The following is a 22188-nucleotide window of genomic DNA, read 5'->3' as shown; positions in this document are numbered from 1 at the left end:
TGGTGCTACTGGCCGCCCTCCTCGAGGGTGACCTCGATCGGTTCGAAGTCCTCACCGCGAACGTCGACCCCTTCTTCTTCGAGTTCGTCGAGCGCCTGCTGGATGTAGTCGTTGGTCCAGACACCGGCGGGCGGTTCTTCGGTGATGAGCGCGGCGCCGCTTTCGTTCACAGCGGAGAGAGCTCCTTCCACCGTGCGGTTGAACGCTTCCTCATCGATGAAGCCGATGCCGTTCTCGGCCGGCCAGATGAGCTTGTTGGTCTCGTTGACCATCCACAGCTCGTGGCTCGGACCCCAGCCTGAACCTTCGGCGATCGTGATCTCGGCGGCCTCTTCGGGGTTCTCGGCGGCAAACACCCAGCCCTTGATGACGGCCCGCAGGAACGCGACTGTGGTCTCCTGGTACGCCTCGTCGCTCTCGAGCTTCTCAGTGTCGGCCCAGATGGCGTCCTGCAACATGGCGCCGACGGTGTCCTCGTAGCTGATGACGTTGAAGTCGTCCTCGGTGTACAGCTCGCCGGTCTCCGGGTTCACGGTCTCGAGCAGCTGGGCGTACTCGTTGTACGTCATCGCCTGCGCGGCGTCGATGTCGCCCTGCAGGAAGGCGTTCATGTTGAAGTCCTGCGTGATGATTTCGACGGTGGAGGAGTCGAGACCTTCCTCAGCCATTGCCGCGAAGATCTCCCACTCGTTGCCGAAGCCCCACGAACCGATCTTCTTGCCTTCGAAATCGGCCACGCTCTCGATGCCTGAGTCGGCCCATGACACCTGAAGCGTTCCCGACCGCTGGAAGATCTGTGCGATGTTGGTGACATTCGCCCCGGCCTCGATCGATCCGAGAACCTTCGGGACCCAGGCGATGGCGTAGTCGACGTCTCCGTTGGCGAGGGCGTCCTGGGGGACGATGTCACCGCCGGACGGGATGATTTCGACGTCCAGTCCCTCTTCTTCGAAATAACCCTGGTCGAGGGCGGCGAAGTAACCGGCGAACTGGCCTTGCGGCAGCCACTGCAGTTGCAGTTTCACCTCGGTGAGTTCATCGCCTCCGTTCTCATTACCATTCCCGGTGGATCCGGTGTCTGCGGGTGCTGAACAAGCGGAGAGTGCGAGCGCTGCCGAGAGGGCGAGTGCGCCGACCGTCGCGAAGCGACGTGTGCTGCGTTTCATTGTCGGGTCCTTTCGTGTTTCCGTGGTGCTGGTGTCCGTCTGTGCGCCCGGCGGGCGTGAGGACGATTCAGGTGCGCTGGCGCCCCCGGGAGGCGAGGCGTTCCAGGGCAAGAGTGGCGAGGTAGAAGATCAGTCCGAGAGCGATCGAGGCGACGACATACGCCCACGCCCTCGGGTAGGCGCTTGAAGCCGCCGAGGTGGAGATGAGGCCGCCGAGACCACCGCGCGGGCCACCGAAATACTCGGCCACGAGCGCCGAGATCACGGCGAGGGACGAAGCGATGCGGATGCCGGTGAAGATGAAGGGAATCGCTGTCGGCAGCGTGACGGTGCGGACGATCTGGCTGGATGAAGCAGCGTAAACCTTCATCAGGTCCCGGTGCACGGGGAGCGTCTGGCGGAAACCGCGAAGCGTGTTGATGAACACCGGAACGAATGACGCCAGCCCCGCGATCGCCTGCCGGCCGAACTGGCTGTCGGCGCCGAACATGGAGTTGAGCACGGGGGCGAGCGCCACGATCGGGATGACGGCGAGGGACGCGACGATCGGTGCGCTCATCTGATCGACCGGCCGCCAGCCGGCGGCAAGGGCAGCGATCAGGATGCCGAGAAGGGACCCGATCACGAGTCCGAGGAGCGAGTTGATCCCGGTCACCGCTGTGGCGGAGACCATGGAGGGGAGAAACGCAACGAACTGGCCGACGATCGCGGCGGGGCTCGGCAGCAGGTAGTCGCTGACCCCGACGACGCTGACCAGGAACTGCCAAAACCCGAGCACCAGAACTCCGACCGCGACGGGGGCCACGACGCGGAGGGTCGCCTCGGTTCGGGTGGATGGGGCCGATCGGCCGAGCATGGTTGTCGTCATCAGCGGTTATCCACTCCGCGCGCGCCCGTTACAACGGGCGATCCGGTGTGCAGCGCTTCACGGACCGCGGTGACGCCCTCGAAGAAGGCGCGCTCCTCGCGGAGTGCCTCGGCGTGCTCCGGCGACCGGTTGAGGATCATCGGGACGATTTCCTGGATGCGACCAGGCCGCGGCGACATCACGACGACGCGGTCCGACAGGTAGACGGCTTCGGGGATCGAGTGGGTGACGAAGACCACGGCGGCGCCGGTCTCGGCGCGGATGCGGAGAAGTTCTGTCTGCATCCGTTCTCGCGTCATTTCGTCGAGTGCGCCGAACGGTTCGTCCATGAGCAGCAGATCCGGTTTCTCGGCGAGGGACCGAGCGATCGCCACGCGCTGCTGCATGCCTCCTGAAAGCTGGTCGGGAAACCGATCGGCGAAGTCGGCCAGGCCGACCATGTCGAGCAACTCCGTCACCCGATTGGCGCGTTCCCGGCCGGATGCCCCGTGCAGTTCGAGCGGTAGCCCCACGTTTGCGGCGACGGTCCGCCACGGCAGGAGACCGGCCTGCTGGAACGCGATCCCGTAATCCTGGTCCAGCCGGGCCTGCTTCGCCGTCTTGCCGAACACGGTCACTTCACCGGCCGTGGGCTGGTCGAGGTCGGCGATGAGGCGGAGGAGGGTGGATTTGCCGCAGCCTGACGGGCCGATCAGGGAGACGAACTCCCCCGCTGAGACGGTGAGGTCGATCGACGACAGCGCCTGCACCTGGCCGGAGCGGGTCTCGAAGGTCTTGTCGACCCCGGTCACGGTCACAGCTTCTGGGGTAAACGTTCGCTTGACGTCTGGTCGCTCGTTCATGCGTGAATCTCCACACGTCGGTAGTTCCTGAGGATGGCGCCGAGGATGGCGACGGAGCCGGCCGCGGCGAGGCCGAGCACGATGGAGCCGAAGATGGGCCCCCACGCTTTGGATGGGTCACCGCTGGCCTGGCCCGCGTACTGGATGAGGATGCGGCCGATACCGCCCTGCATGCCCGTGGACACTTCGGCGACGACAGCGCCGATGACCGCGTTCGCCGCTCCAAGTCGCAGCGCAGGCAGAAGGTAGGGAACGGATGCCGGCACGCGAAGTTTGAGGAGTGTCGTCCACCAGCCGACGGCGTAGGTGCGCAGGAGTTCGGTGTGGATGGTGTCAGGGGACTGCAGCCCCTTGAGAGCGCCAACGGCGATCGGAAAGAACGAGAGGTAGGAGGCGATCACCGCCACGGACATCCAGTCCTGCCATTCGAAGGAGCCGATTTCGATGCGTGATCCCCAGCTGCGGACGACGGGGGCGAAGGCGATGAGCGGCACGGTCTGGCTGAGGATGATCCACGGCAGAAGTCCCCATTCGGCGAGTCGCCAGCGCTGCATCACGAGGGCGAGGGCAAACCCGACGACGATACCGACGAGCCAGCCGACCGCGGCGATACCGAGGGTGGTCAATGCGGCCAGCGCCACCTCGAGCCAGAGCGGGTTTGCGGTGGCCGACCGGGTGACCGGGTCGAACAGGCGCGCCACCATGTCCCAGGTGTGCGGCATCGCCAGGTCCGTTGCCCGGGGAAGCACCCGGGCGTCGCCGATCATCACACCGTCGGCCGGCCCGAGGAACTTGTAGAGCTCCCAGGCCGCGGCGAGCACAAGGATGCCGGCGAGGCCGTATCCCCAGCGCGCCAGCTCCCTGGCGGGCGCGCCGCGGCGCCGCCGGATCGCTGGGGCGAGGTTCTCGGCGGTCATGCCGTCGCCACGATCTTTTCCCGGAGCGCCGGAATGACGGTTTCACCGTAGACCCGCAACGTCTCTTCCTTGTTGTCGTGCTGCAGGTAGCCGGCGAACTGGTCGACCCCGATGCTCTTCAGTTCTTCCAGTTTGGCGATGTGATCGCTCGCGTTGCCCAGCACGCAGAACCGGTCGACGATTTCGTCTGGCACGAAGGTGGTATGGGTGTTGCCCGCCTTGCCGTGCTCGTTGTAGTCGTATGACTCGCGGCCTTTGATGTAGTCGGTGAGCGCCTTCGGCACGGCGCCGCTCGTGCCATATTTTGCGACGATGTCCGCGACGTGGTTGCCGACCATGCCCCCGAACCAGCGGCACTGGTCGCGCATGTGCTCCCAGTCGTCGCCGATGTACATCGGCGCTGCCACACAGAATTTGATCGACATCGGGTCGCGGCCCGCTTTCTCCGCAGCATCCCGGACCGTCGAGATCATCCATTTCGCGATGTCGATATCTGCCAGCTGCAGGATGAACCCATCGCCCACCTCTCCGGTCAGCTTGAGTGCGAGCGGACCGTATGCGGCCACCCAGATATCGAGTTGCGAGCCGACACTCCACGGGAACTGGACGGTCGCGCCGTGATATTCGACGGGCCGTGAGTTGGCGAGCTCGCGGATCACGTGGATCGATTCGCGAAGCGTTTTGAGGTTCGTCGGTGCTCCGTTCGTTGCCCGGACGGCCGAGTCACCCCGGCCGATGCCGCAGATCGTGCGGTTGCCGTACATCTCGTTGAGGGTGGCGTAGGTGGATGCCGTCACCGTCCAGTCCCGCGTCGCCGGGTTGGTGACCATCGGGCCGACGGTGATGCGCTTCGTCTCGGCAAGGATCTGGCTGTAGATGACATACGGCTCCTGCCAGAGGAGGTGTGAGTCGAAAGTCCACACGTGGCTGAAGCCGTACTGCTCGGCGAGCTTCGCCAGGTGCACGGTTCTCGAGGCGGGCGGGTTGGTTTGGAGTACTGCTCCGAAGTCCATGGATGCCCTTAGATCAGGTACTGGCTGAGGCCGCGGTGGACGTATTTGCCGTCGCCCTTGGTTCCCAGGTACGAGTTGTCGTCGATGATGACCTTGCCGCGGGAGAGGACGGTGTCGACGTGCCCGTCGATCTCGTAGCCCTCGTACGCGGAGTAGTCCATGTTCATGTGGTGCGTCTTACCGACCCCGATGGAGGTGTGACCGTTCGGGTCGTAGATCACCAGATCGCCGTCTGCTCCCGGCTGGATCACTCCCTTCTTGCCGTACATGCCGAACATGCGGGCGGGCGTCGTCGAGGTGACCTCCACCCACCGTTCGAGCGAGATTCTCTTGTCGACGACGCCCTGGTAGAGCAGGTCCATCCGGTGTTCGACGCCGCCGATTCCGTTGGGGATCTTCGAGAAGTTACCGAGCCCCATGTCCTTCTGCCCCTTCATGCAGAACGGGCAGTGGTCGGTGGAAACCATTTGGATGTCGTTCGTGCGCAGGCTCTGCCACATGTGGTGCTGGTGACCTTCGGCCTTCGACCGCAACGGGGTCGAGCACACCCACTTGGCGCCCTCGAAGTCGCCCCACTCCTCGCTCGTGGCACCGAGCTGGTCCTCCAAGGAGAGGTAGAGGTACTGGGGGCAGGTTTCCCCGAACACGTTCTGCCCGGTGTCGCGGGCCATCGCGATCTGTTCAACCGCCTGCTTGGCGCTCACATGCACCACGTAGAGCGGAGCCCCGGTGAGGTTCGCAAGCATGATCGCCCGGTGGGTCGCCTCCTCCTCGGCCTGCCACGGCCGGGTGATCCCGTGGTAGTACGGCGTGGTGTTGCCTGCTGCAAGCGACTGCTGCACGAGCAGATCGATGACGCTGCCGTTCTCGGCATGCATCATGATCATCGAGCCGTTGTCGCTGGCTCGCTGCATCGCTTTGACGATCTGGCCGTCGTCGGACAGGAAGACGCCCTTGTACGCCATGAACAGCTTGAAGCTCGAGACCCCCTCTCTCACAAGTTCGTCCATGGCCGTCAGCGACGAATCCTGCACGTCGCTGAGGATCTGGTGAAAGCCGTAATCGATGGCACAGTTGCCCCGCGCCTTCTCGTGCCACAGCGCGAACTGGTCGAGCACCTGCTCACCGGCGTACTGCACGACGAAGTCGACGATGCTCGTGGTTCCGCCGTGGGCGGCGGCACGTGTGCCGGTTTCGAAGGTGTCGCTGGCCTCCGTGCCGCCGAACGGCATCTGCATGTGGGTGTGCGCGTCGATGCCGCCGGGGATGACGTACTTGCCCTGCGCGTCGATCACCGTGTCGACGTTGTTCTCGACGTCGAAGCCGAGGAGGTTCGAGCCCGGCGCCAGTACCGCTGCAATCGTCTCGCCGTCGACGAGGACGTCGGCAGCAGCCGTGCCCGTCGAGTTCACGACGGTGCCGTTCTTGATGAGCGTTTTCATGATTGCTCCTACGGCTTCGGGATGGACGTGTAGGACTCCGGACGGCGGTCGCGGTAGAACTGCCAGTCGTCCCGGACCTGCTTGATCATGTCGAGATCCAGGTCGCGGATGACGAGGTCCTCGTGTTCGGCGCTTCCGCGCTCGCCGACGAAGTTGCCCTGGGGGTTCACGAACTGGCTCGTGCCGTAGAAGGTGACGGCGAGCGCTCCGTACTCGTTGTCCTCGGTGCCGACCCGGTTCGGAGCGGCGACGAAGTAACCGTTCGCCGCAGCGGCTGTGGCCTGCTCGAGGTCCCAGAGACGGTTCGAGAGGCCGGGTTTCGTCGCGTTGGGGTTGAACACGATCTGGGCGCCGTTGAGTCCGAGCTCTCGCCAGCCCTCGGGGAAGTGCCGGTCGTAACAGATGTACACACCGATCGGTCCGACGGCCGTATCGAACACCGGGTAACCCAGGTTCCCCGGGCGGAAGTAGAACTTCTCGTAGAACTTCTCGAGATGCGGGATGTGGTGCTTGCGGTATTTGCCGAGGATCGTGCCGTCGGCGTCGACGACGACGGCGGTGTTGTAATACACGCCGGGCATGTCCTCCTCGTAGATCGGGAGGATCATCACCAGACCCAGTTCCTTGGCGAGCGCGGCGAAGCGCTGGACGATGGGGCCATCCGCCGGCTCGGCGTAGTCGTAATACTTCTTGTCCTCCGTGATCCCGAAGTACGGGCCGTAGAACAACTCCTGGAAGCAGATGATCTGCGCCCCCTGCGCCGCAGCATCCCGAGCGAACTGTTCGTGTTTCGCGAGCATCGATTCTTTGTCGCCGGTCCAGGTGGTCTGGGTGATTGCGGCGCGGACTACCGTCATATCTAGCCTCCGTATCGTCATTGAGCGGTGGGCGCTTCTGGCCCGTTCTCCGGTTCGGGTTCTGCCGATCCGGAGCTCAGGTCGAGAGCTATTTTCCTGTTCCGCTCATTTGTTATTATTCGAGCTGAACATTTCTCCATTGTTTCCTTCTATGACGCATTCGTAAATACCCAATCTGGGTTTCTCGCAGGAAGGCCGACCATGACCCCGGCGTACGGCGAGCTCATCGACGACCGATCACCGCGGGGGATCGCGGAGGCGATCGCCCGGCTGATCACGACGGGGGTGCTCGCCCCCGGTGACCGGTTGCCGACCGTCCGCGAGCTCGGCGCCGAACTCGGCGTCAGCCCGGCGACGGTGAGTTCGGCCTGGCGGGCGATGGGAAGCGTCGGCCTCATCGAGTCGCGTGGCCGGAGTGGAAGCTTCGTCCGGGCCAGCCCGGTGCCCTGGCTCACCCCCCGGGTGCAGACGATGGCCGGGCACATGGGGGAATCCCGACTGGATCTTTCGCGCGGCGCTCCTGACCCGCTTCTGCTGCCGGACCTCACGCTCGCGCTCAGCCGGGTGTCCGAGTCTGCCGGAACGTTCAGCTACCAGGAACTGCCGGTCATCCCCCCGCTCCTCGACCACCTGCGCTCTGCCTGGCCGTACGACGTCGAGGCGATCACGGTCGTCGACGGTGCGCTCGACGCTCTCTCGCGTTCACTCGAGCAGGTGATCCGGTTCGGTGACCGTGTGATCGTCGAGGACCCGTCGTTCCCGCCGTTCTTCGACCTGCTCGACCAGCTCGGCGCTGTGCGCATCCCGGTGCCTGTGGACGCCGACGGGCTCGACCCGGTCGCGCTCCGGCGTGCGCTGGCGCTCGGGCCGGCCGCCCTGATCCTGCAGCCGCGGGCACAGAATCCGACAGGGATCTCGATGACCGTGGAACGCGCCGAAGAACTCGCCCGGATTCTGCGCTCCAGCCGCCACGCGGCAGGCATGGTCGTGATCGAGGACGACCATTCAGCCGGGATCAGTGCGTCGACGGAGGTGAGCCTGGGCCGGTGGCTGCCTGAGCGGGTTCTGCACATCCGCAGCTACTCGAAATCACACGGACCTGACCTCCGGATCGCCGCACTCGGCGGACCGGAGAGGCTCATCAACCAGGTTGTCGCCCGGCGGATGCTCGGCCCCGGCTGGACCAGCAGGATGGTGCAGACGATCCTGTACGAACTGCTCACCAGTTCCGACGCCGTCAGCACGGTGGCCGCCGCCCGCAGCGTGTACCACTCCCGGCAGCGGCAGTTCGCCGAGGCCCGGCAGGCGACGGGCTTCGCTGCGCCGCAAACGGACGGGCTCAACACCTGGATCGAGGTCGCTGATGAACGCCACGCGCTCGTACAACTCGCCGCGTCAGGCATCCGGGTGACCGCCGGTTCCCCTTACCTGTCCGGCCCCGGGAATCGACAGTTCGTGCGGGTCACCGTTGGGATGCTGCGCGACGATTTCCCTGAGGTCAGCTCTGCCCTTGCTGCGGTGGCCCCCGGCTGACACCGCTGGGGCACGGAAGGGCGCCACGCAATAGGCTCGGGGCGTGGAGCACTTCAGAGACGAAGTTCCCGGCTCATCCGGCGATCTTCTCCGGCGAGTCGAGGGGCGGATCGGGCGGATCACCCTCAACCGCCCGAACGCGCTCAACGCGCTCACCCCGGACATGCTCCGCGCCCTGTCGGCAGCGCTCACCGAGTGGGCCGACGACGACCGGGTCGAAGCGGTCCTTCTCGATGGCGCCGGCGATCGGGGGCTGTGCGCGGGAGGCGACATCCGACTGATCGCGTCGATGACCGCCCCGGATGCCGCCCGGTTCTGGCGTGAGGAATACGCGACAGACCTGCAGTCGAGCCGGTTCCCGAAGCCGTATGTCGCGATCATGGACGGCATCACGATGGGCGGCGGGGTGGGTATCTCCGCCCACGGTTCGGTGCGCGTGGTCACCGAACGATCCCGGGTGGCCATGCCTGAAGTGCGGATCGGACTCGCCCCCGACGTCGGCGGCAGCCTGCTGCTCGCGCAGGCGCCCGGCGAACTCGGAATTCACCTGGGCCTGACCGCCCGCACGATGACCGGGCCGGATGCCATCCTCTGCGGTTTCGCGGACCACTACGTCGACTCAGCACAACTCGATTCCCTGCGAGCGGCCCTCGTTTCGAGCGCGGAGGCACCGGAGGCCGTCGTTCGAAGCTTCGCGAATCGCCCTCCGGAGGCGCCGCTCGGCAGAGAGCGGGAGTGGATCGACGCGTGCTACTCCGCCGACTCGGTACCCGAGATCCTCGACCGGCTGGCGTCCGCCGGAACTGGCGCAGCGGCAACCGCCCGGTCGGACATTCTCGCGATGAGCCCGACATCCGTGGCTGTGACGCTCGCGGCGATCCGCCGCGCCGGTGCCCTTGGTTCGCTGGAGCTCGTCCTCGAACAGGACCTGCGGGTATCGACGGCGCTCTTCGGCCGTCCCGACTTCGCCGAGGGCATCCGTGCACAGATGATCGACAAGGACCGGTCGCCGCGCTGGGATCCGGCCACGATCGACGCGGTGCGGTTGCACACCGTCCGGTCCATTCTCGGCACGGACAAACCCTCAATTGACCGCGGCATCAGCATCTGACAGACTTACTGTCCGAACGGTCGGTTATTCTTCCGGCCCGCGGCGTTCACCGACGATGAAGTCTGGAGATTCGATGGCTGAGGCTTACCTCGTCGGGGGCGTTCGCACGCCGACCGGTCGTTTCGGCGGCGCCCTGTCGGGTGTCCGACCGGACGACCTTGCCGCCCTCGTGGTCCGCGAAGCCATCGCCAGGGCCGGCATCGACCCCGCCCGCATCGACGACGTGATCCTCGGCGCGGCGAATCAGGCCGGTGAGGACAATCGGAACGTCGCCCGGATGAGCGTGCTGCTCGCCGGTCTGCCCGACTCGATCCCCGGCATCACCGTCAACCGCCTGTGCGCGTCCGGCATGTCCGCCATCACGATGGCCGCCCAGGCGGTGCGAGCCGGGGACGCCGACCTGATCGTCGCCGGCGGCGTGGAATCGATGACAAGAGCGCCGTGGGTCCAGGCGAAACCGGAGAAGGCATTCGCGAAGCCCGGTGCGCAGTACGACACATCGATCGGCTGGCGATTCCCCAACCCGGTGCTCGCCGCCCGCGACAAAGCCACCTACTCCATGCCGGAGACCGCCGAGGAGGTGGCGCGCATCGATGGGATCACCCGCGCCGAGGCCGACGCATTCGCCGCACGGAGCCAGCAACGCGCCGGCCAGGCGATCGACGCCGGGCGCTTCGACGCCGAGATCGTCGCGGTGCCCACCCGCGCCGGAACGGTGTCGGTCGACGAGACCCCGCGCCGCGACACCACTCTCGAGGCACTCGCTGCCCTTCGCCCTGTCGTCCCGGGCGGAACCGTCGTCACCGCCGGCAACTCCAGCCCACTCAATGACGGCGCCGCCGCCATCGTCGTCGCCAGTGCGGATGCCGTCGCCCGCTACGGTCTCTCCCCCCGGGCGCGTATCGTGGTCGGCACGAGCGTCGGCCTGGCCCCTGAGGTCATGGGCCTCGGACCGGTCCCAGCGACCGAACGCGCGCTCGCACGCTCCGGCATCCGCCTCGACGACATCGGGTCGGTCGAACTCAACGAAGCTTTCGCCACCCAGTCGATCGCGTGCATCCGCCGGCTCGGGCTCGACGACGAACGCGTCAACCGGGACGGCGGCGCCATCGCCCTCGGCCACCCGCTTGGCTCCAGTGGGGCGCGACTCGTCGTCACTCTGCTCGGCCGGCTCGAACGCGAGGACCAGAAGATCGGGCTTGCCACGATGTGCGTCGGCGTCGGGCAGGGTGCCGCGCTGATCGTGGAGCGCGACTGATGGCCGGCACTCTACAGGTAACGCGGTCGCCGGAGCGCGTGGAGATTCTCCTCGACCGGCCGTCCGCACGGAACGCCATCAACCAGGCGATGGTCGACGAGTTGCACGCCGTCTGCGAGGAACTCGAGCGCGACCCGCGGGTTCTCCTGCTCGGTGGCACCGGCGGCGTCTTCGCGTCGGGCGCGGACATCGCCGAACTGCGGGAACGCCGAGCCGCTGACGCGCTCGCCGGCATCAACACCCACCTGTTCTCCCGCATCGCCGCCCTGCCGATGCCGGTCATCGCCGCCCTCGACGGATACGCGCTCGGCGGCGGAGCCGAGCTCGCTTACGCCACGGACTTCCGGATCGCGTCGCCGACGCTGCGGATCGGGAACCCTGAGCCCGCGCTCGGCATCATCGCCGCGGCGGGCGCCGGCTGGCGGCTCCGCGAACTGGTCGGCGAACCGCTGGCCAAGGAGATCCTCCTCGCCGGGCGCATCCTCACCGCCGAGGAGGCGCTCGCCGCGAGACTCGTCACCGAGATCCACCCGGCAGAGGAACTCCTCGACGCCGCGCGGGCGCTCGCCGGTCGGATCCTCCGCGGGGACCCAGCCGCCCTCCGCGAAACGAAACGGGTTTTCGCTGCCGGTGCGCATGAGCATCCGCAAATCGACCTTGAAGCTCAGGCTGTGCTGTTCGAGTCACCCGAAAAGCTGGCTCGGATGACGGCGTTCCTCGAGAGGAAGCACGCGTGAACAGCGGTGCAGCTGTCCCCGGCGCCGTCGGCGTGCTCGGCGGCGGCCGCATGGGGGCAGGGATCGCGCACGCCTTCCTGCTCGCCGGCGCCCGCGTGGTCGTCGTCGAGCGGAACGACGAACAAGCGGATGCCGCCGGCGAACGCGTGCGGGCAGCGATCCGCGCGAGCATCGACCGCGGAACGACGACCGAAGCGGAGGAGATCCTCGCCGGTCGGCTTCGCCTCGCCACCGATGTCGCCGCGTTTCCCGGGTGCAGCCTCGTCGTCGAAGCGGTGCCGGAGGACCGGGCGCTGAAGCTCGACGCCCTCCGCCGGGTCGAGGACGTGCTCGACGCCGACGCCGTGCTGGCGAGCAACACGTCCTCGATTTCGATCGACGACCTGGCGTCGGAGCTTCACCGCCCCGGTGCGTTCCTCGGCCTTCACTTCTTCAATCCGGTGCCGGCGTCGTCTCTCGTCGAGATAATCCTCGGTCAGGCCACGACGCCCGAACTGGCCGCGACGGCACTCGGCTGGGTGCACGCTCTCGGGAAGACCCCGGTCACCGTCCGGGACGCACCAGGGTTCGCCTCTTCCCGGCTCGGCGTCGCGATCGCGCTCGAGGCGATCCGGATGCTGGAAGAGGGTGTCGCCTCCGCCGACGACATCGACGCTGCCATGGTGCTCGGCTACAAGTTCCCGATCGGTCCGCTGCGGCTGACCGACCAGGTGGGCCTCGACGTGAGGCTCGGCATCGCTGAGTACCTCAACGAGAAACTCGGCGAACGCTTCGCTCCGCCTCAACTGCTCCGCGACAAAGTGGCCGCCGGGGAACTGGGCCGGAAGAGCGGCCGCGGGTTCTTCGACTGGGACGGGGCTTGAATCGTGCATCCCGTGTTCCCAGTCCCCCTCCGCGAGTTGCCGACTTCGAGGGGTGCCCACGGCTCCGGACCCCGCAACCCCGTCAGCTCGCGAAACCGCACCGCCTTGGAGGCACCATGACCGACATCCTGCCCAGCTACGTCTCCGGCAGCTGGTGGACCCCCGACGACACGACGGACGCCGCAACGGTGACCGACGCGTCGACCGGCGAGGTCCTCACCCGGGTCAGCACCAGCGGACTCGACCTCGATGCAGCGCTCGACTACGCGCGAACCGTCGGGCAGGCATCCCTCGGTTCGCTGACCTTCCACCAGCGCGCCGTGCTGCTCAAGCAGATGGCGCAGGTGCTCACCGACCGCAAGGCCGAGCTGTACGAAATCTCCAGCCGCACCGGGGCGACAAAGGCCGATTCCTGGGTCGACATCGACGGCGGCATCGGTGTGCTCTTCACCTACTCGTCGAAGGGGCGGCGGGAACTGCCGAACACCGTCGTCTACCCCGACGGGCCGGTCGAGTCCCTGTCGAAGGACGGCTCGTTCCTCGGCAGGCACATCTACACCCGGCTGCCCGGCGTGGCCGTGCAGATCAACGCCTTCAACTTCCCGGTCTGGGGTTTCCTCGAGAAGTTCGCGCCCGCGTTCCTCGCCGGTGTGCCGACGCTCGTGAAACCGGCAACCCCCACCGGCTACCTCACCGAAGCCGTCGTCCGTATCCTTCTCGACTCCGGCCTGGTGCCGGACGGTACCCTCTCGCTCGTCTCGGGAAGCGTGCCGAACCTGCTCGACTCGCTCCAGCTCGGTGACCTCGTCGCGTTCACCGGGTCCGCGTCCACGGCGGAGAGCCTGCGTTCGCACGAGAACGTCCGCGTCGGCGGAGTCCGTTTCACCACCGAGACGGACTCGATCAACGCGTCGATCCTCGGAACGGATGCGATGCCTGGCACTCCGGAATTCGATGCATACGTCAAACAGCTCGTCGCCGAGATGACGAGCAAGACCGGGCAGAAATGCACGAGCATCCGCCGTGCGCTCGTGCCGCGGGACCTCGTTGCGCCGCTCATCGACGCTGTCCGCACCCGGATCACCGAACGCGTGGTCCTCGGCGATCCGCGGGCGGACGGCGTGACGATGGGACCGCTGGTGTCTCTCGGCCAGCGCGACGAGGTGCTCCGCCAGGTGGCGAAACTCGTGGACGCCGGTGGCCGCATCGTCGTCGGGTCGACTGACCCTCCCAACGCCCGGCTCGCCGACGGCAGCACGCGCGTCGCTGAGGAGGGGGCTTTCCTTGAACCGTTGCTTCTCCATTTCGAGGACGGCAACGCGGATGCCGTTCACACGGTCGAAGCGTTCGGCCCGGTCTCCAGCGTGATCGGATACGACAGCATCCCCGACGTGGTGCGGCTCGTGACCCTCGGCGGAGGATCCCTCGTCACGAGCCTCGCGACCCACGACCCCGCTGTCGCCACCGAGATCATGACGGGGATCGCCGCGATGAACGGCCGCGTGCTCCTCCTCGACCGGGACGACGCCCGATCGTCGACCGGCCACGGCTCGCCGGTGCCGCACCTCGTGCACGGAGGGCCTGGACGCGCCGGAGGCGGCGAGGAGCTCGGCGGCATCCGCGCGGTGCTGCACCACATGCAACGCACAGCGATCCAGGGTTCCCCCGACATGCTGACGGCGATCACCGGGATCTGGCACCAGGGAGCGGCGGCGAACCCGACAGGCGGGCATCCGTTCCGCAAGAGCCTCGCCGAGCTGCGGTTGGGCGACCAGGTGCTCTCGGCCGAACGCACGATCACACTGGAGGACATCAGTCATTTCGCCGAGTTCACCGGCGACACGTTTTACGCCCACACCGACGAGGAAGCTGCGGCGGCGAACCCGTTCTTCCCTGGCCGGGTGGCACACGGATACCTTCTCGTGTCGTGGGCGGCCGGCCTGTTCGTCGACCCGGAGCCGGGGCCGGTGCTCGCGAACTACGGCCTGGAGAATCTGCGTTTCGTCACTCCTGTGTCGCCGGGTGACAGCATCCGCGTCGCCCTGACGGCGAAACAGATCACGCCTCGCGAGACGGATGAATACGGCGAGGTGCGGTGGGATGCCGTCATCTCGAATCAAAACGATGAGCTGGTCGCCAGCTACGACGTGCTGACCCTCGTCGCGAAGGAGCAGCGGAACTCATGAGCCGCGAGGATGCTGAAGCCGGGCCGCCGCAGCCGCTTGGCCGCTCGCGCGGGTGCTGCGGGCTGGCGCCGGTGCAATGGCAACCGCGCTAAGCAAACACACCCGCGCCACCGCAACCTCCCCGATCCGCTCGTGCGCGCCGGCCTGTCCGCTCAGCCGTGCAGGTCGCCGACGTGGTTCGCGGTCGGCATCCGGAGCCCGTCGAGGGCGACGGCGAGGATGTCGTCGGCCAGTTGCTCCGTGCTCTCCGGCCCACCGGGCCGGTACCACTCGACGATCGAGTTGATCATGCCGAACAACAGGCGGGTGACGATCCTCGGGTCGATGTCGCTCCGCAGCGAACCCTCATCGCGCGCCTCGATGACGAGCGCGGTGACTGAGCGGTCGAAGGCGCGGCGGCGGGCCAGCGCGTCGCGCTCCACGTCGGTGTTGCCGTGCACGCGCAGCAGCAGGGTGACGTAGGAGATGTTGTTCACCAGCACCATCACCGCGCCGCGCAGCACGAACGCGAGGCGGTCGGCCGCCCGCCCGTGCACGGCCTCAGGAGCGGTGAGCACACCTTCAAGCGCAGTGAGCGCTTCGTCCAGGGCGAGCCGCAGCAGGTCGCCCTTCGACGGGAAGTGGTGGTAGATCGCCGACTTGCTCAACCCGAGCCGTGCGGCGAGCACACCCATCGATGTCGCGTCATAGCCATGTTCGATGAAGGCGGCGACGGCGATGTCGAGCACCTGGCGCTGGTCGTATCCCGGGCGGCCGCGCTTGGGCTCGACGGCGGATGCCGGCACAGCGGCGGGTGTGGATGGGGATGACATGTCCGTCAAGTCTGTCACGGACGGCGTCTCCGGCTCGGTCACCTCAGGTCGTACAGTCGCTTGAGCTTGCCGGCGCTGCGCTCCAACGAACCGGGCTCCTCCAGCTGCACCCGAACCGTTGTGCCGATCTGGACCTTGATCCGGTCGGCCAGGACCGTCGCCGCGCGTTCCCTCGCTGTGGCATCCGCGTCTGGTCGGGGTTCGATGCGCACGAGGAGGTCGTCCATCCGGCCGCGCCTGGACAGCTCGAGGAGGAAGTGCGGTGACAGGGCGTCGATCCCGAGCGCGATTTCCTCGATCTGCGTCGGGAACAGGTTCACCCCGCGGAGGATGATCATGTCGTCGTTGCGGCCGGTGATCTTCTCCATCCGCCGCATCCCCGGCCGGGCGGAACCCGGATGCAGGGTCGTCAGGTCCCGGGTGCGGTACCGGATCACCGGGAACGCCTCCTTGGTGAGCGAGGTGAAGACCAGCTCGCCCGCCTGCCCGTCCGGCAGCGGCGCCCCCGATTCGGGATCGATCACTTCGGGCAGGAAGTGGTCCTCCCAGAGGTGCGGCCCGTCCTTTGTTTCGATGCACTCGTTGCCGACCCCGGGCCCCATCACTTCGCTGAGCCCGTAGATGTCGAGCGCGTCGATGTCGAGTTGCTCCTCGAGTTCCTGGCGCATCTGGTTGGTCCACGGCTCAGCTCCGAGCACACCGGCTTTCAGCGACGTTCTGCGCGGGTCGATGCCCTGCTCGCGCATGCAGTCGACGATGGTGAGCAGATAGGTCGGCGTGCACAGAATGACATCCGGTTCGAAATCCAAAATCAGCTGCACCTGCCTGGCGGTCTGCCCGCCCGACATCGGGATGACCGTCGCGCCGAGTTCCTCGATTCCGGCGTGGGCGCCCAGCCCTCCGGTGAACAGGCCGTACCCGTACGCGTTGTGGACTTTCATGCCCGGCCGCACTCCCGATGCCCGGAGCGATCGGGCGATCAGTTTCGCCCAGCGCCGGAGATCCCCCTTGGTGTAGCCGACCACGGTGGGCCGCCCGGTCGTGCCGGACGACGCGTGGATGCGCGAGACCTGTTCCATCGGCACAGCGAACATGCCGAACGGATAGCTGGCGCGCAGGTCCTCCTTCGTCGTGAACGGCAGCAGGCGGATGTCGCTCAGCTCGCGAACGTCGGCGGGCGTCACACCGACACCGTCGAACTTCCGACGGTAGGTGGGTACATTCTCGTAGGCGGAACGGACGGTGAACTGCAGGCGTTGCAGTTGCAACGCCTCGAGTTCGTCGCGGGACATCCGCTCCTCGGCGTCGAGTTCGGCCTTACGGGGAGCGAAGAAACGGGCCTTCGTCAGTGTTGCCATGGATGCTCCCGATCAGTCGGTCGGGCGGTCGGGGACCGCCCGGTTCGTGGTGAGGCTTCGGCCGCGGAACTCCGCGACGATGTGCTCCCCGTCGGAGACCTGCACGTCGTAGATTCCGCTGCGGCCGCTGCGCGTGCGGGTCAGTGCGGTTGCGGTGAGGGTCTGTCCGAGCGTCGTCGCCCGGAGGAACGCGATGTCGGCGCCCGCCGCGAGGGTGACCCGTTCGTCCTCGTTGCAGGCGATCGCGAACGCCGTGTCGGCGAGCGCGAAGACAATGCCGCCGTGGGTGACGTCGAACCCGTTCAGCATGTCTTCGCGGATTTTCATCGACACGACGGCATGCCCGGGATCGTCACGGTGGACGACCATTCCGAGGGCAGCGGATGCCCGGTCGCGCGCCATCATCGCGCGGACCCCGAGCTCGGGAGAACCTGTCATCGCTGGAACCTCGGCAATCTCCTCGTTGAGTGCTGGCTGGTGCTGGCGGCGTTGCCGCTGTATCGCCGATCAGTATATACTAAGTGAACGATCGTTCAGTAAACCGACGCGAGGGAGTTCCCATGAGCCAGGCGGAGATGATCCCGGAAGCGGACGAGGCCCAGGAACGGTACTTCCAGGAGCTCATCGACCGGGACTCGCGGATCGAACCCCGGGACTGGATGCCTGCGGCCTACCGCAAGTCGCTCATTCGGCAGATCTCGCAGCACGGGCATTCGGAGATCATCGGCATGCAGCCGGAGGCCAACTGGATCACCCGCGCTCCGAGCCTCAAGCGCAAGGCGATCCTGATGGCCAAGGTGCAGGACGAAGCCGGGCACGGGCTGTACCTGTACTCCGCCGCCCAGACGCTCGGCATCAGCCGCGACGAGATGGCCGAGCAGCTGATCGCAGGCAAGGCCCGTTACTCCTCGATCTTCAACTACCCGGCCCTGACCTGGGCAGACATGGGAGCGATCGGCTGGCTCGTCGACGGTGCCGCGATCTGCAACCAGGTGCCGCTCTGCCGCGCCTCCTACGGCCCGTACGGGCGCGCGATGGTCCGGATCTGCAAGGAAGAGTCCTTCCACCAACGGCAGGGTTTCGAGATTCTGCTCGAGCTCAGCAACGGCACAGAGGCGCAGAAGGAGATGGCGCAGGACGCCGTCAACCGCTGGTACTGGCCCAGCCTCATGATGTTCGGGCCGCCGGATGATGAATCCCCCAACTCGGCGCAGTCGATGGCGTGGAAGATCAAGCGGTTCTCCAACGACGACCTCCGGCAGCGTTTCGTCGACATGATCGTGCCGCAGGCCGAAGTGCTCGGCGTCACCCTCCCCGACCCGGCACTGGCCTGGAACGAGGAACGCGGACACTACGACATGGGCGAGATCGACTGGACCGAGTTCCACGAGGTGCTCGCCGGCCGCGGGCCCTGCAACGCCCAGCGGATGCAGCGCCGCCGCGACGCGCACGATGAGGGCCGCTGGGTTCGCGAAGCCGCCGCAGCGTACGCCGAGAAGCAGGCCGCCACATTTCTCCAGGCGGCGTCATGACGACACCGGGTGAGCGGGACGCAAGAGACACCTGGCCGCTCTGGGAAGTGTTCGTGCGGCCGAGCCGGGGGCTGTCGCACGTGCACGTCGGTTCGCTGCACGCCCCCGACGAGACCATGGCGGTGCGCAACGCCCGCGACCTCTACACCCGCCGCAACGAAGGCGTGTCGGTGTGGGTGGTCCGCGCCGCCGACATCACGACGAGCGACCCGGATGCCAAGGGCGCCTTTTTCGAGTCACCCTCGGGCAAGAACTACCGGCACGCTTCGTATTACACGAAATCAGAGGGCGTGAAACACCTGTGAACGACGAGCAGCATGGACACGTCGACGTGAATGTCACCACACTCGGCGAGGAGATCGTCGACCGGGCATCCGTCGCATCCGCCGAGGTCGCCGAGTACGCGACCTGGCTGGGCGACGACGCGCTGATCCTCGCTCAGCAGCTCGGCTGGTGGATCTCACGGGCGCCTGAACTCGAGGAGGACATCGCCCTCGGCAACATCGCCCTCGATCTGATCGGGCACGCCCGCTCGTTCCTGCACTACGCCGGGGGCGCCACCGGTCGAAGCGAGGACGACCTGGCCTACTTCCGCGACGAGCACGAGTTCCGGTCCGTCCACCTCGTTGAGCAACCGAACGGCGACTTCGCCCACACTCTCGTCCGCCAGCTGCTGATCAGCGTGTACCTGTTCGAGTTGTACCGGGAACTGGCCGGGTCGGCGGATGCCACACTCGCCGCCATCGCCGGCAAGGCCGTGAAGGAGGTCGACTACCACCGCGACCACGCCTCCCAGTGGATTCTGCGGCTCGCGCTCGGCACCGATGAATCCAGGGCCCGACTGCTCGTCGCCCTCTCCGACCTGTGGCCGTACCTCGAGGAGCTGTTCCGGGACGAACCGCTGCACGACGCCCTGGCCGGCATCGCCGTGCGCCCCTCCGGTCTGCGGGAGGGGTTCGACCGGGTGGTGGCTGAGCTTTTCGCCGAGGCACAGCTCGACATACCGCGCACGCCAATCGCCTCCGGCGGCGGCAGGAGGGGGCAACACTCCGAATACCTCGGGTATCTCCTCACCGAGATGCAGGTTCTCGCCCGCCGGCACCCGGGAGCATCATGGTGAGCAGCATGGCGACGGCAGCGCCGATCAGCCCGACCCAGGCGCAGGCTGCGGCCTGGGCCACGGCGGCGAGCGTCGTCGACCCTGAGATCCCTGTGCTCACCATCGAGGACCTCGGTGTGCTGCGTGAGGTTCGCGTTCGCGGGCGCGAGGTCGCCGTGGTACTCACCCCCACCTATTCCGGCTGCCCAGCCATCGAGGCCATGCGGGACGACGTCGTCTCCGCCCTGACCCGGGACGGGTGGGGCCCGGTGCGTGTGAGCTTCGCGCTCTCCCCCGCCTGGACCACCGACTGGATGTCTGAGCAGGGCAAGGCGAAGTTGCGCGCGTACGGCATCGCTGCGCCGAGCGGGGCAGCCCCCGTTCGGAACGCCGGCCCGGTGCGCCTGCAGCTGTCGGTGAAATGCCCGCGCTGCGCGTCACTCCGGACCCGTGAACTGGCGCGATTCGGGTCGACGTCATGTAAATCGCTCTACGAGTGCCTCGACTGTCTGGAGCCGTTCGACTACTTCAAGGTCCTTTGACGGTGGCCGCGCGAAACCTCGGTGCGACGAAGCACCGTGCCCGGTTCCACACCCTCACGGTCTCCGCAATCCGCCCGCTCACCGCAGACAGCGTCGAAGTGAGCTTCGAGGTGCCACCGGAGCTGCACGGCTCGTACGACTATCTTCCCGGTCAGCACGTGGCGCTGCGGGCGAACATCGGCGGGCACGAGCTGCGCCGCAGCTATTCGATCTGCCGGCCGCCGACGACCGGGAGCATCAGCGTCGCCATAAAACGGGACCTCGGCGGGGTGTTCTCCGGCTGGGCGAACGATTCGCTGCGCGTCGGCGACCGCATCGATGTGATGAGCCCGCAGGGCACCTTCACCGTGCCCCTGGACGAACTCGCGGGCAAACACCTTGTCGGCATCGCAGCGGGATCTGGGATCACCCCGCTGATGTCGCTCGCGCACACCGTCCTCGACGCCGACCCGACGTCCCGGTTCACGCTCGTCTACACGAACCGCACGGTGCTCGATGTGATGTTCCTCGAAGAACTCGCCGACCTCAAGGACCGCTACCCGGCCCGGCTCGCTCTGCATCACGTGCTCTCCCGCGAGCAGCGATCCTCGCCCCTGCTCTCGGGGCGCATCGACGAGGAGAAGCTCAGCACCATGCTCGAGTCGATCATCCGGCCCGAGTTCGTCGACGAGTGGTTCCTCTGCGGTCCGTTCGAACTGGTGGAACTGTGCCGGGTCGCCCTCGAGCGGGCGGGGGTCGACCCCGCCGCCGTGCATTTCGAACTGTTCACCACCGGCGACCCGGTCGAGGCGCAGGGCGACCGCGGCCGCCCTGTCGTGACCCACCCCGGCGACACCACCTACAGCATCGAGTTCACCCTCGACGGCCAGACGGCCACAGTGTCCACGCCGGTTCACGCGAATGAAAGCATCCTCAATGCCGCTCTGCGTGTCCGACCGGATGTGCCGTTCGCTTGCGCTGGCGGCGTGTGCGGCACCTGCCGGGCCCGACTGGTCTCCGGGAACGTGACGATGACCGAAAATTATGCCCTCGAACCGGACGAGCTCGAGCGCGGTTACATCCTCACCTGCCAGTCCCACCCCACCACCGAGAGGGTCGTCGTCGACTACGACGTCTGATCGCCCTGCCGCCCGAAACCGGAGGACCCGCATGATCGACCTGACCATCGATGCCAACGTCGCTCACGTCACGCTGTCGGCGCCGTCGAAGCTCAACGCGCTGGATGCCGACGCACTTCGCGATCTGGACGCCGCGTACGCGCGCGCCGAGGAGGAGGGCGTGCGTGCCCTCGTGCTGCGCGGGGAGGGCAGGGCGTTCTGCGCCGGCAGGGACATCTCAGGCGTCGACCCGCGAACCGATGACGTCGCCGGCTACCTGGACGGGCTGGTCACTCCGCTGCTGCAGCGAATGAGCGCATTCCCTGCCCCGACCTTTGCCGCCGCCCATGGCGCCTGCCTCGGAGTGGGCCTCGGGCTCCTGATCGCCACCGATGTCGTCTACGTCGCCGATTCGGCGAAGATCGGCTCGCCGTTCGCGGCGCTCGGCGCCACCCTCGACTCGGGCGGGCACGCCCTCTTCACCGAACGGCTCGGAGCGCACAAGACCCTCGACCTGATCTACACCGGCCGGCTCCTGTCGGGAAGCGAGGCTGTGCAGTCCGGACTGTTCAGCCGGGTCTTTCCCGCGGATGAGGTACAGGAAGCCACCCGCGCAGCCGCCGTCACGGCGTCGACCGGCGCAACCCGGGCGTTCCTGGCCAGCAAAGCCCTCGTCGCCGAACTCCGCGACTCCCGCCTCGGATTGTGGGCGTCGATGGCGCAGGAGAACGCCGCCCAGGCAGCGTTGTGCGACACCCCCGATTACCGGGAGGGCTTCGCCGCGTTCCAGGAGAAACGGACGCCAAGCTTCACCGGCCGCTGAGCCGCGAGTTGCTGACTTTGCGGGGCGGCAGACCACCTCAAACCCAGCAACTCGCGGTTGGGTCAGGCTGCGGCGGATGCGCTAACGCTCGCGTAGCCCGGGGCCCTCGTCGGCGACCCGACGCTCCAAGCC

Annotated in this window: 22 protein-coding genes; 12 read left to right on the top strand and 10 right to left on the bottom strand. The window is 67.0% G+C overall.

The genetic code is table 11. The features are described 5' to 3' along the window. Positions 1-5 precede the first annotated feature (5 nt). The 7 genes from ACLQ62_RS14970 to ACLQ62_RS14940 form a co-directional block, all read right to left on the bottom strand. Positions 6-1166, bottom strand: coding sequence for an ABC transporter substrate-binding protein (locus ACLQ62_RS14970; protein WP_411722425.1), 1161 nt, complete (start codon positions 1164-1166; stop codon positions 6-8). 67 nt (positions 1167-1233) lie between these two features. Beyond that, complete coding sequence (locus ACLQ62_RS14965; RefSeq protein WP_411722424.1) at positions 1234-2034, bottom strand: ABC transporter permease; 801 nt, start codon at positions 2032-2034, stop codon at positions 1234-1236. Further along, on the bottom strand, positions 2034-2876 hold the full coding sequence (locus ACLQ62_RS14960; protein WP_411722423.1) for an ABC transporter ATP-binding protein: 843 nt from the start codon (positions 2874-2876) through the stop codon (positions 2034-2036). The genes ACLQ62_RS14965 and ACLQ62_RS14960 overlap by 1 nt, the downstream gene beginning before the upstream one ends. After that, complete coding sequence (locus tag ACLQ62_RS14955) at positions 2873-3793, bottom strand: ABC transporter permease (protein ID WP_411722422.1); 921 nt, start codon at positions 3791-3793, stop codon at positions 2873-2875. The genes ACLQ62_RS14960 and ACLQ62_RS14955 overlap by 4 nt, the downstream gene beginning before the upstream one ends. Further along, positions 3790-4806 (bottom strand): TIGR03842 family LLM class F420-dependent oxidoreductase, encoded by a 1017-nt coding sequence (locus ACLQ62_RS14950; protein WP_411722421.1) that lies wholly within the window; start codon positions 4804-4806, stop codon positions 3790-3792. Before ACLQ62_RS14950 ends, ACLQ62_RS14955 begins: the two co-directional genes overlap by 4 nt. 8 nt (positions 4807-4814) lie before the next feature. Then, positions 4815-6251: a dihydropyrimidinase gene (gene hydA / locus ACLQ62_RS14945; protein ID WP_411722445.1), complete on the bottom strand. Its 1437-nt coding sequence runs from the start codon at positions 6249-6251 to the stop codon at positions 4815-4817. A 5-nt stretch (positions 6252-6256) separates the two neighbouring features. Continuing rightward, on the bottom strand, positions 6257-7105 hold the full coding sequence (locus tag ACLQ62_RS14940) for a nitrilase-related carbon-nitrogen hydrolase (RefSeq protein WP_411722420.1): 849 nt from the start codon (positions 7103-7105) through the stop codon (positions 6257-6259). 201 nt (positions 7106-7306) lie between these two features. Between ACLQ62_RS14940 and ACLQ62_RS14935 the strand changes: the two genes are divergently transcribed. From ACLQ62_RS14935 to paaZ, 6 genes are all read left to right on the top strand, one after another. Further along, entirely contained in the window at positions 7307-8638 is a 1332-nt protein-coding gene (locus ACLQ62_RS14935) for a PLP-dependent aminotransferase family protein (RefSeq protein ID WP_411722419.1), read from the top strand. A 43-nt stretch (positions 8639-8681) separates the two neighbouring features. Next, the gene (locus tag ACLQ62_RS14930; protein ID WP_411722418.1) at positions 8682-9749 is read left to right on the top strand and encodes an enoyl-CoA hydratase/isomerase family protein; all 1068 of its coding nucleotides are present in this window, start codon (positions 8682-8684) and stop codon (positions 9747-9749) included. Between the two features lie 73 nt (positions 9750-9822). Further along, the gene (locus ACLQ62_RS14925) at positions 9823-11007 is read left to right on the top strand and encodes a thiolase family protein (protein WP_411722417.1); all 1185 of its coding nucleotides are present in this window, start codon (positions 9823-9825) and stop codon (positions 11005-11007) included. After that, a complete protein-coding gene (locus ACLQ62_RS14920) occupies positions 11007-11744 on the top strand; it encodes an enoyl-CoA hydratase/isomerase family protein (RefSeq protein WP_411722415.1) in 738 nt (245 codons plus the stop codon). The genes ACLQ62_RS14925 and ACLQ62_RS14920 overlap by 1 nt, the downstream gene beginning before the upstream one ends. Further along, positions 11741-12607, top strand: coding sequence for a 3-hydroxyacyl-CoA dehydrogenase family protein (locus ACLQ62_RS14915; RefSeq protein ID WP_411722414.1), 867 nt, complete (start codon positions 11741-11743; stop codon positions 12605-12607). Before ACLQ62_RS14920 ends, ACLQ62_RS14915 begins: the two co-directional genes overlap by 4 nt. A gap of 116 nt (positions 12608-12723) precedes the next feature. Next, positions 12724-14793, top strand: coding sequence for a phenylacetic acid degradation bifunctional protein PaaZ (gene paaZ, locus ACLQ62_RS14910; protein ID WP_411722413.1), 2070 nt, complete (start codon positions 12724-12726; stop codon positions 14791-14793). Between the two features lie 152 nt (positions 14794-14945). Here paaZ and ACLQ62_RS14905 read toward each other — a convergent pair whose 3' ends face one another. From ACLQ62_RS14905 to paaI, 3 genes are read right to left on the bottom strand one after another with little or no spacing between them, the layout of a single operon-like run. Then, positions 14946-15605: a TetR/AcrR family transcriptional regulator gene (locus tag ACLQ62_RS14905; RefSeq protein WP_411722412.1), complete on the bottom strand. Its 660-nt coding sequence runs from the start codon at positions 15603-15605 to the stop codon at positions 14946-14948. Positions 15606-15643: 38 nt separating this feature from the next. Beyond that, on the bottom strand, positions 15644-16963 hold the full coding sequence (paaK, locus tag ACLQ62_RS14900; RefSeq protein ID WP_411722411.1) for a phenylacetate--CoA ligase PaaK: 1320 nt from the start codon (positions 16961-16963) through the stop codon (positions 15644-15646). A 12-nt stretch (positions 16964-16975) separates the two neighbouring features. Beyond that, positions 16976-17401 carry a hydroxyphenylacetyl-CoA thioesterase PaaI gene (gene paaI / locus ACLQ62_RS14895; protein WP_411722410.1) on the bottom strand — a complete coding sequence of 142 codons (426 nt, stop codon included), beginning with the start codon at positions 17399-17401 and terminating at the stop codon, positions 16976-16978. A 122-nt stretch (positions 17402-17523) separates the two neighbouring features. On the opposite strand from paaI, the gene paaA reads away from it, so the two are divergent. From paaA to ACLQ62_RS14865, 6 genes are read left to right on the top strand one after another with little or no spacing between them, the layout of a single operon-like run. Continuing rightward, entirely contained in the window at positions 17524-18495 is a 972-nt protein-coding gene (gene paaA / locus ACLQ62_RS14890; RefSeq protein ID WP_411722409.1) for a 1,2-phenylacetyl-CoA epoxidase subunit PaaA, read from the top strand. Next, positions 18492-18800 (top strand): 1,2-phenylacetyl-CoA epoxidase subunit PaaB, encoded by a 309-nt coding sequence (paaB, locus tag ACLQ62_RS14885; RefSeq protein ID WP_411722408.1) that lies wholly within the window; start codon positions 18492-18494, stop codon positions 18798-18800. The genes paaA and paaB overlap by 4 nt, the downstream gene beginning before the upstream one ends. 26 nt (positions 18801-18826) lie before the next feature. Beyond that, on the top strand, positions 18827-19615 hold the full coding sequence (gene paaC / locus ACLQ62_RS14880; protein WP_411722407.1) for a 1,2-phenylacetyl-CoA epoxidase subunit PaaC: 789 nt from the start codon (positions 18827-18829) through the stop codon (positions 19613-19615). 5 nt (positions 19616-19620) lie between these two features. After that, positions 19621-20136 (top strand): 1,2-phenylacetyl-CoA epoxidase subunit PaaD, encoded by a 516-nt coding sequence (gene paaD / locus ACLQ62_RS14875; protein WP_411722406.1) that lies wholly within the window; start codon positions 19621-19623, stop codon positions 20134-20136. A 2-nt stretch (positions 20137-20138) separates the two neighbouring features. Next, complete coding sequence (gene paaE, locus ACLQ62_RS14870) at positions 20139-21254, top strand: 1,2-phenylacetyl-CoA epoxidase subunit PaaE (protein WP_411722405.1); 1116 nt, start codon at positions 20139-20141, stop codon at positions 21252-21254. 31 nt (positions 21255-21285) lie between these two features. After that, positions 21286-22056: an enoyl-CoA hydratase/isomerase family protein gene (locus ACLQ62_RS14865; RefSeq protein ID WP_411722404.1), complete on the top strand. Its 771-nt coding sequence runs from the start codon at positions 21286-21288 to the stop codon at positions 22054-22056. Positions 22057-22188: the final 132 nt, after the last annotated feature.

The sequence above is a fragment of the Mycetocola sp. genome (assembly GCF_046716805.1).
In the GTDB taxonomy this organism is placed as follows: domain Bacteria; phylum Actinomycetota; class Actinomycetes; order Actinomycetales; family Microbacteriaceae; genus Mycetocola_A.
This window is presented reverse-complemented; position numbering and strand designations above follow the sequence as displayed.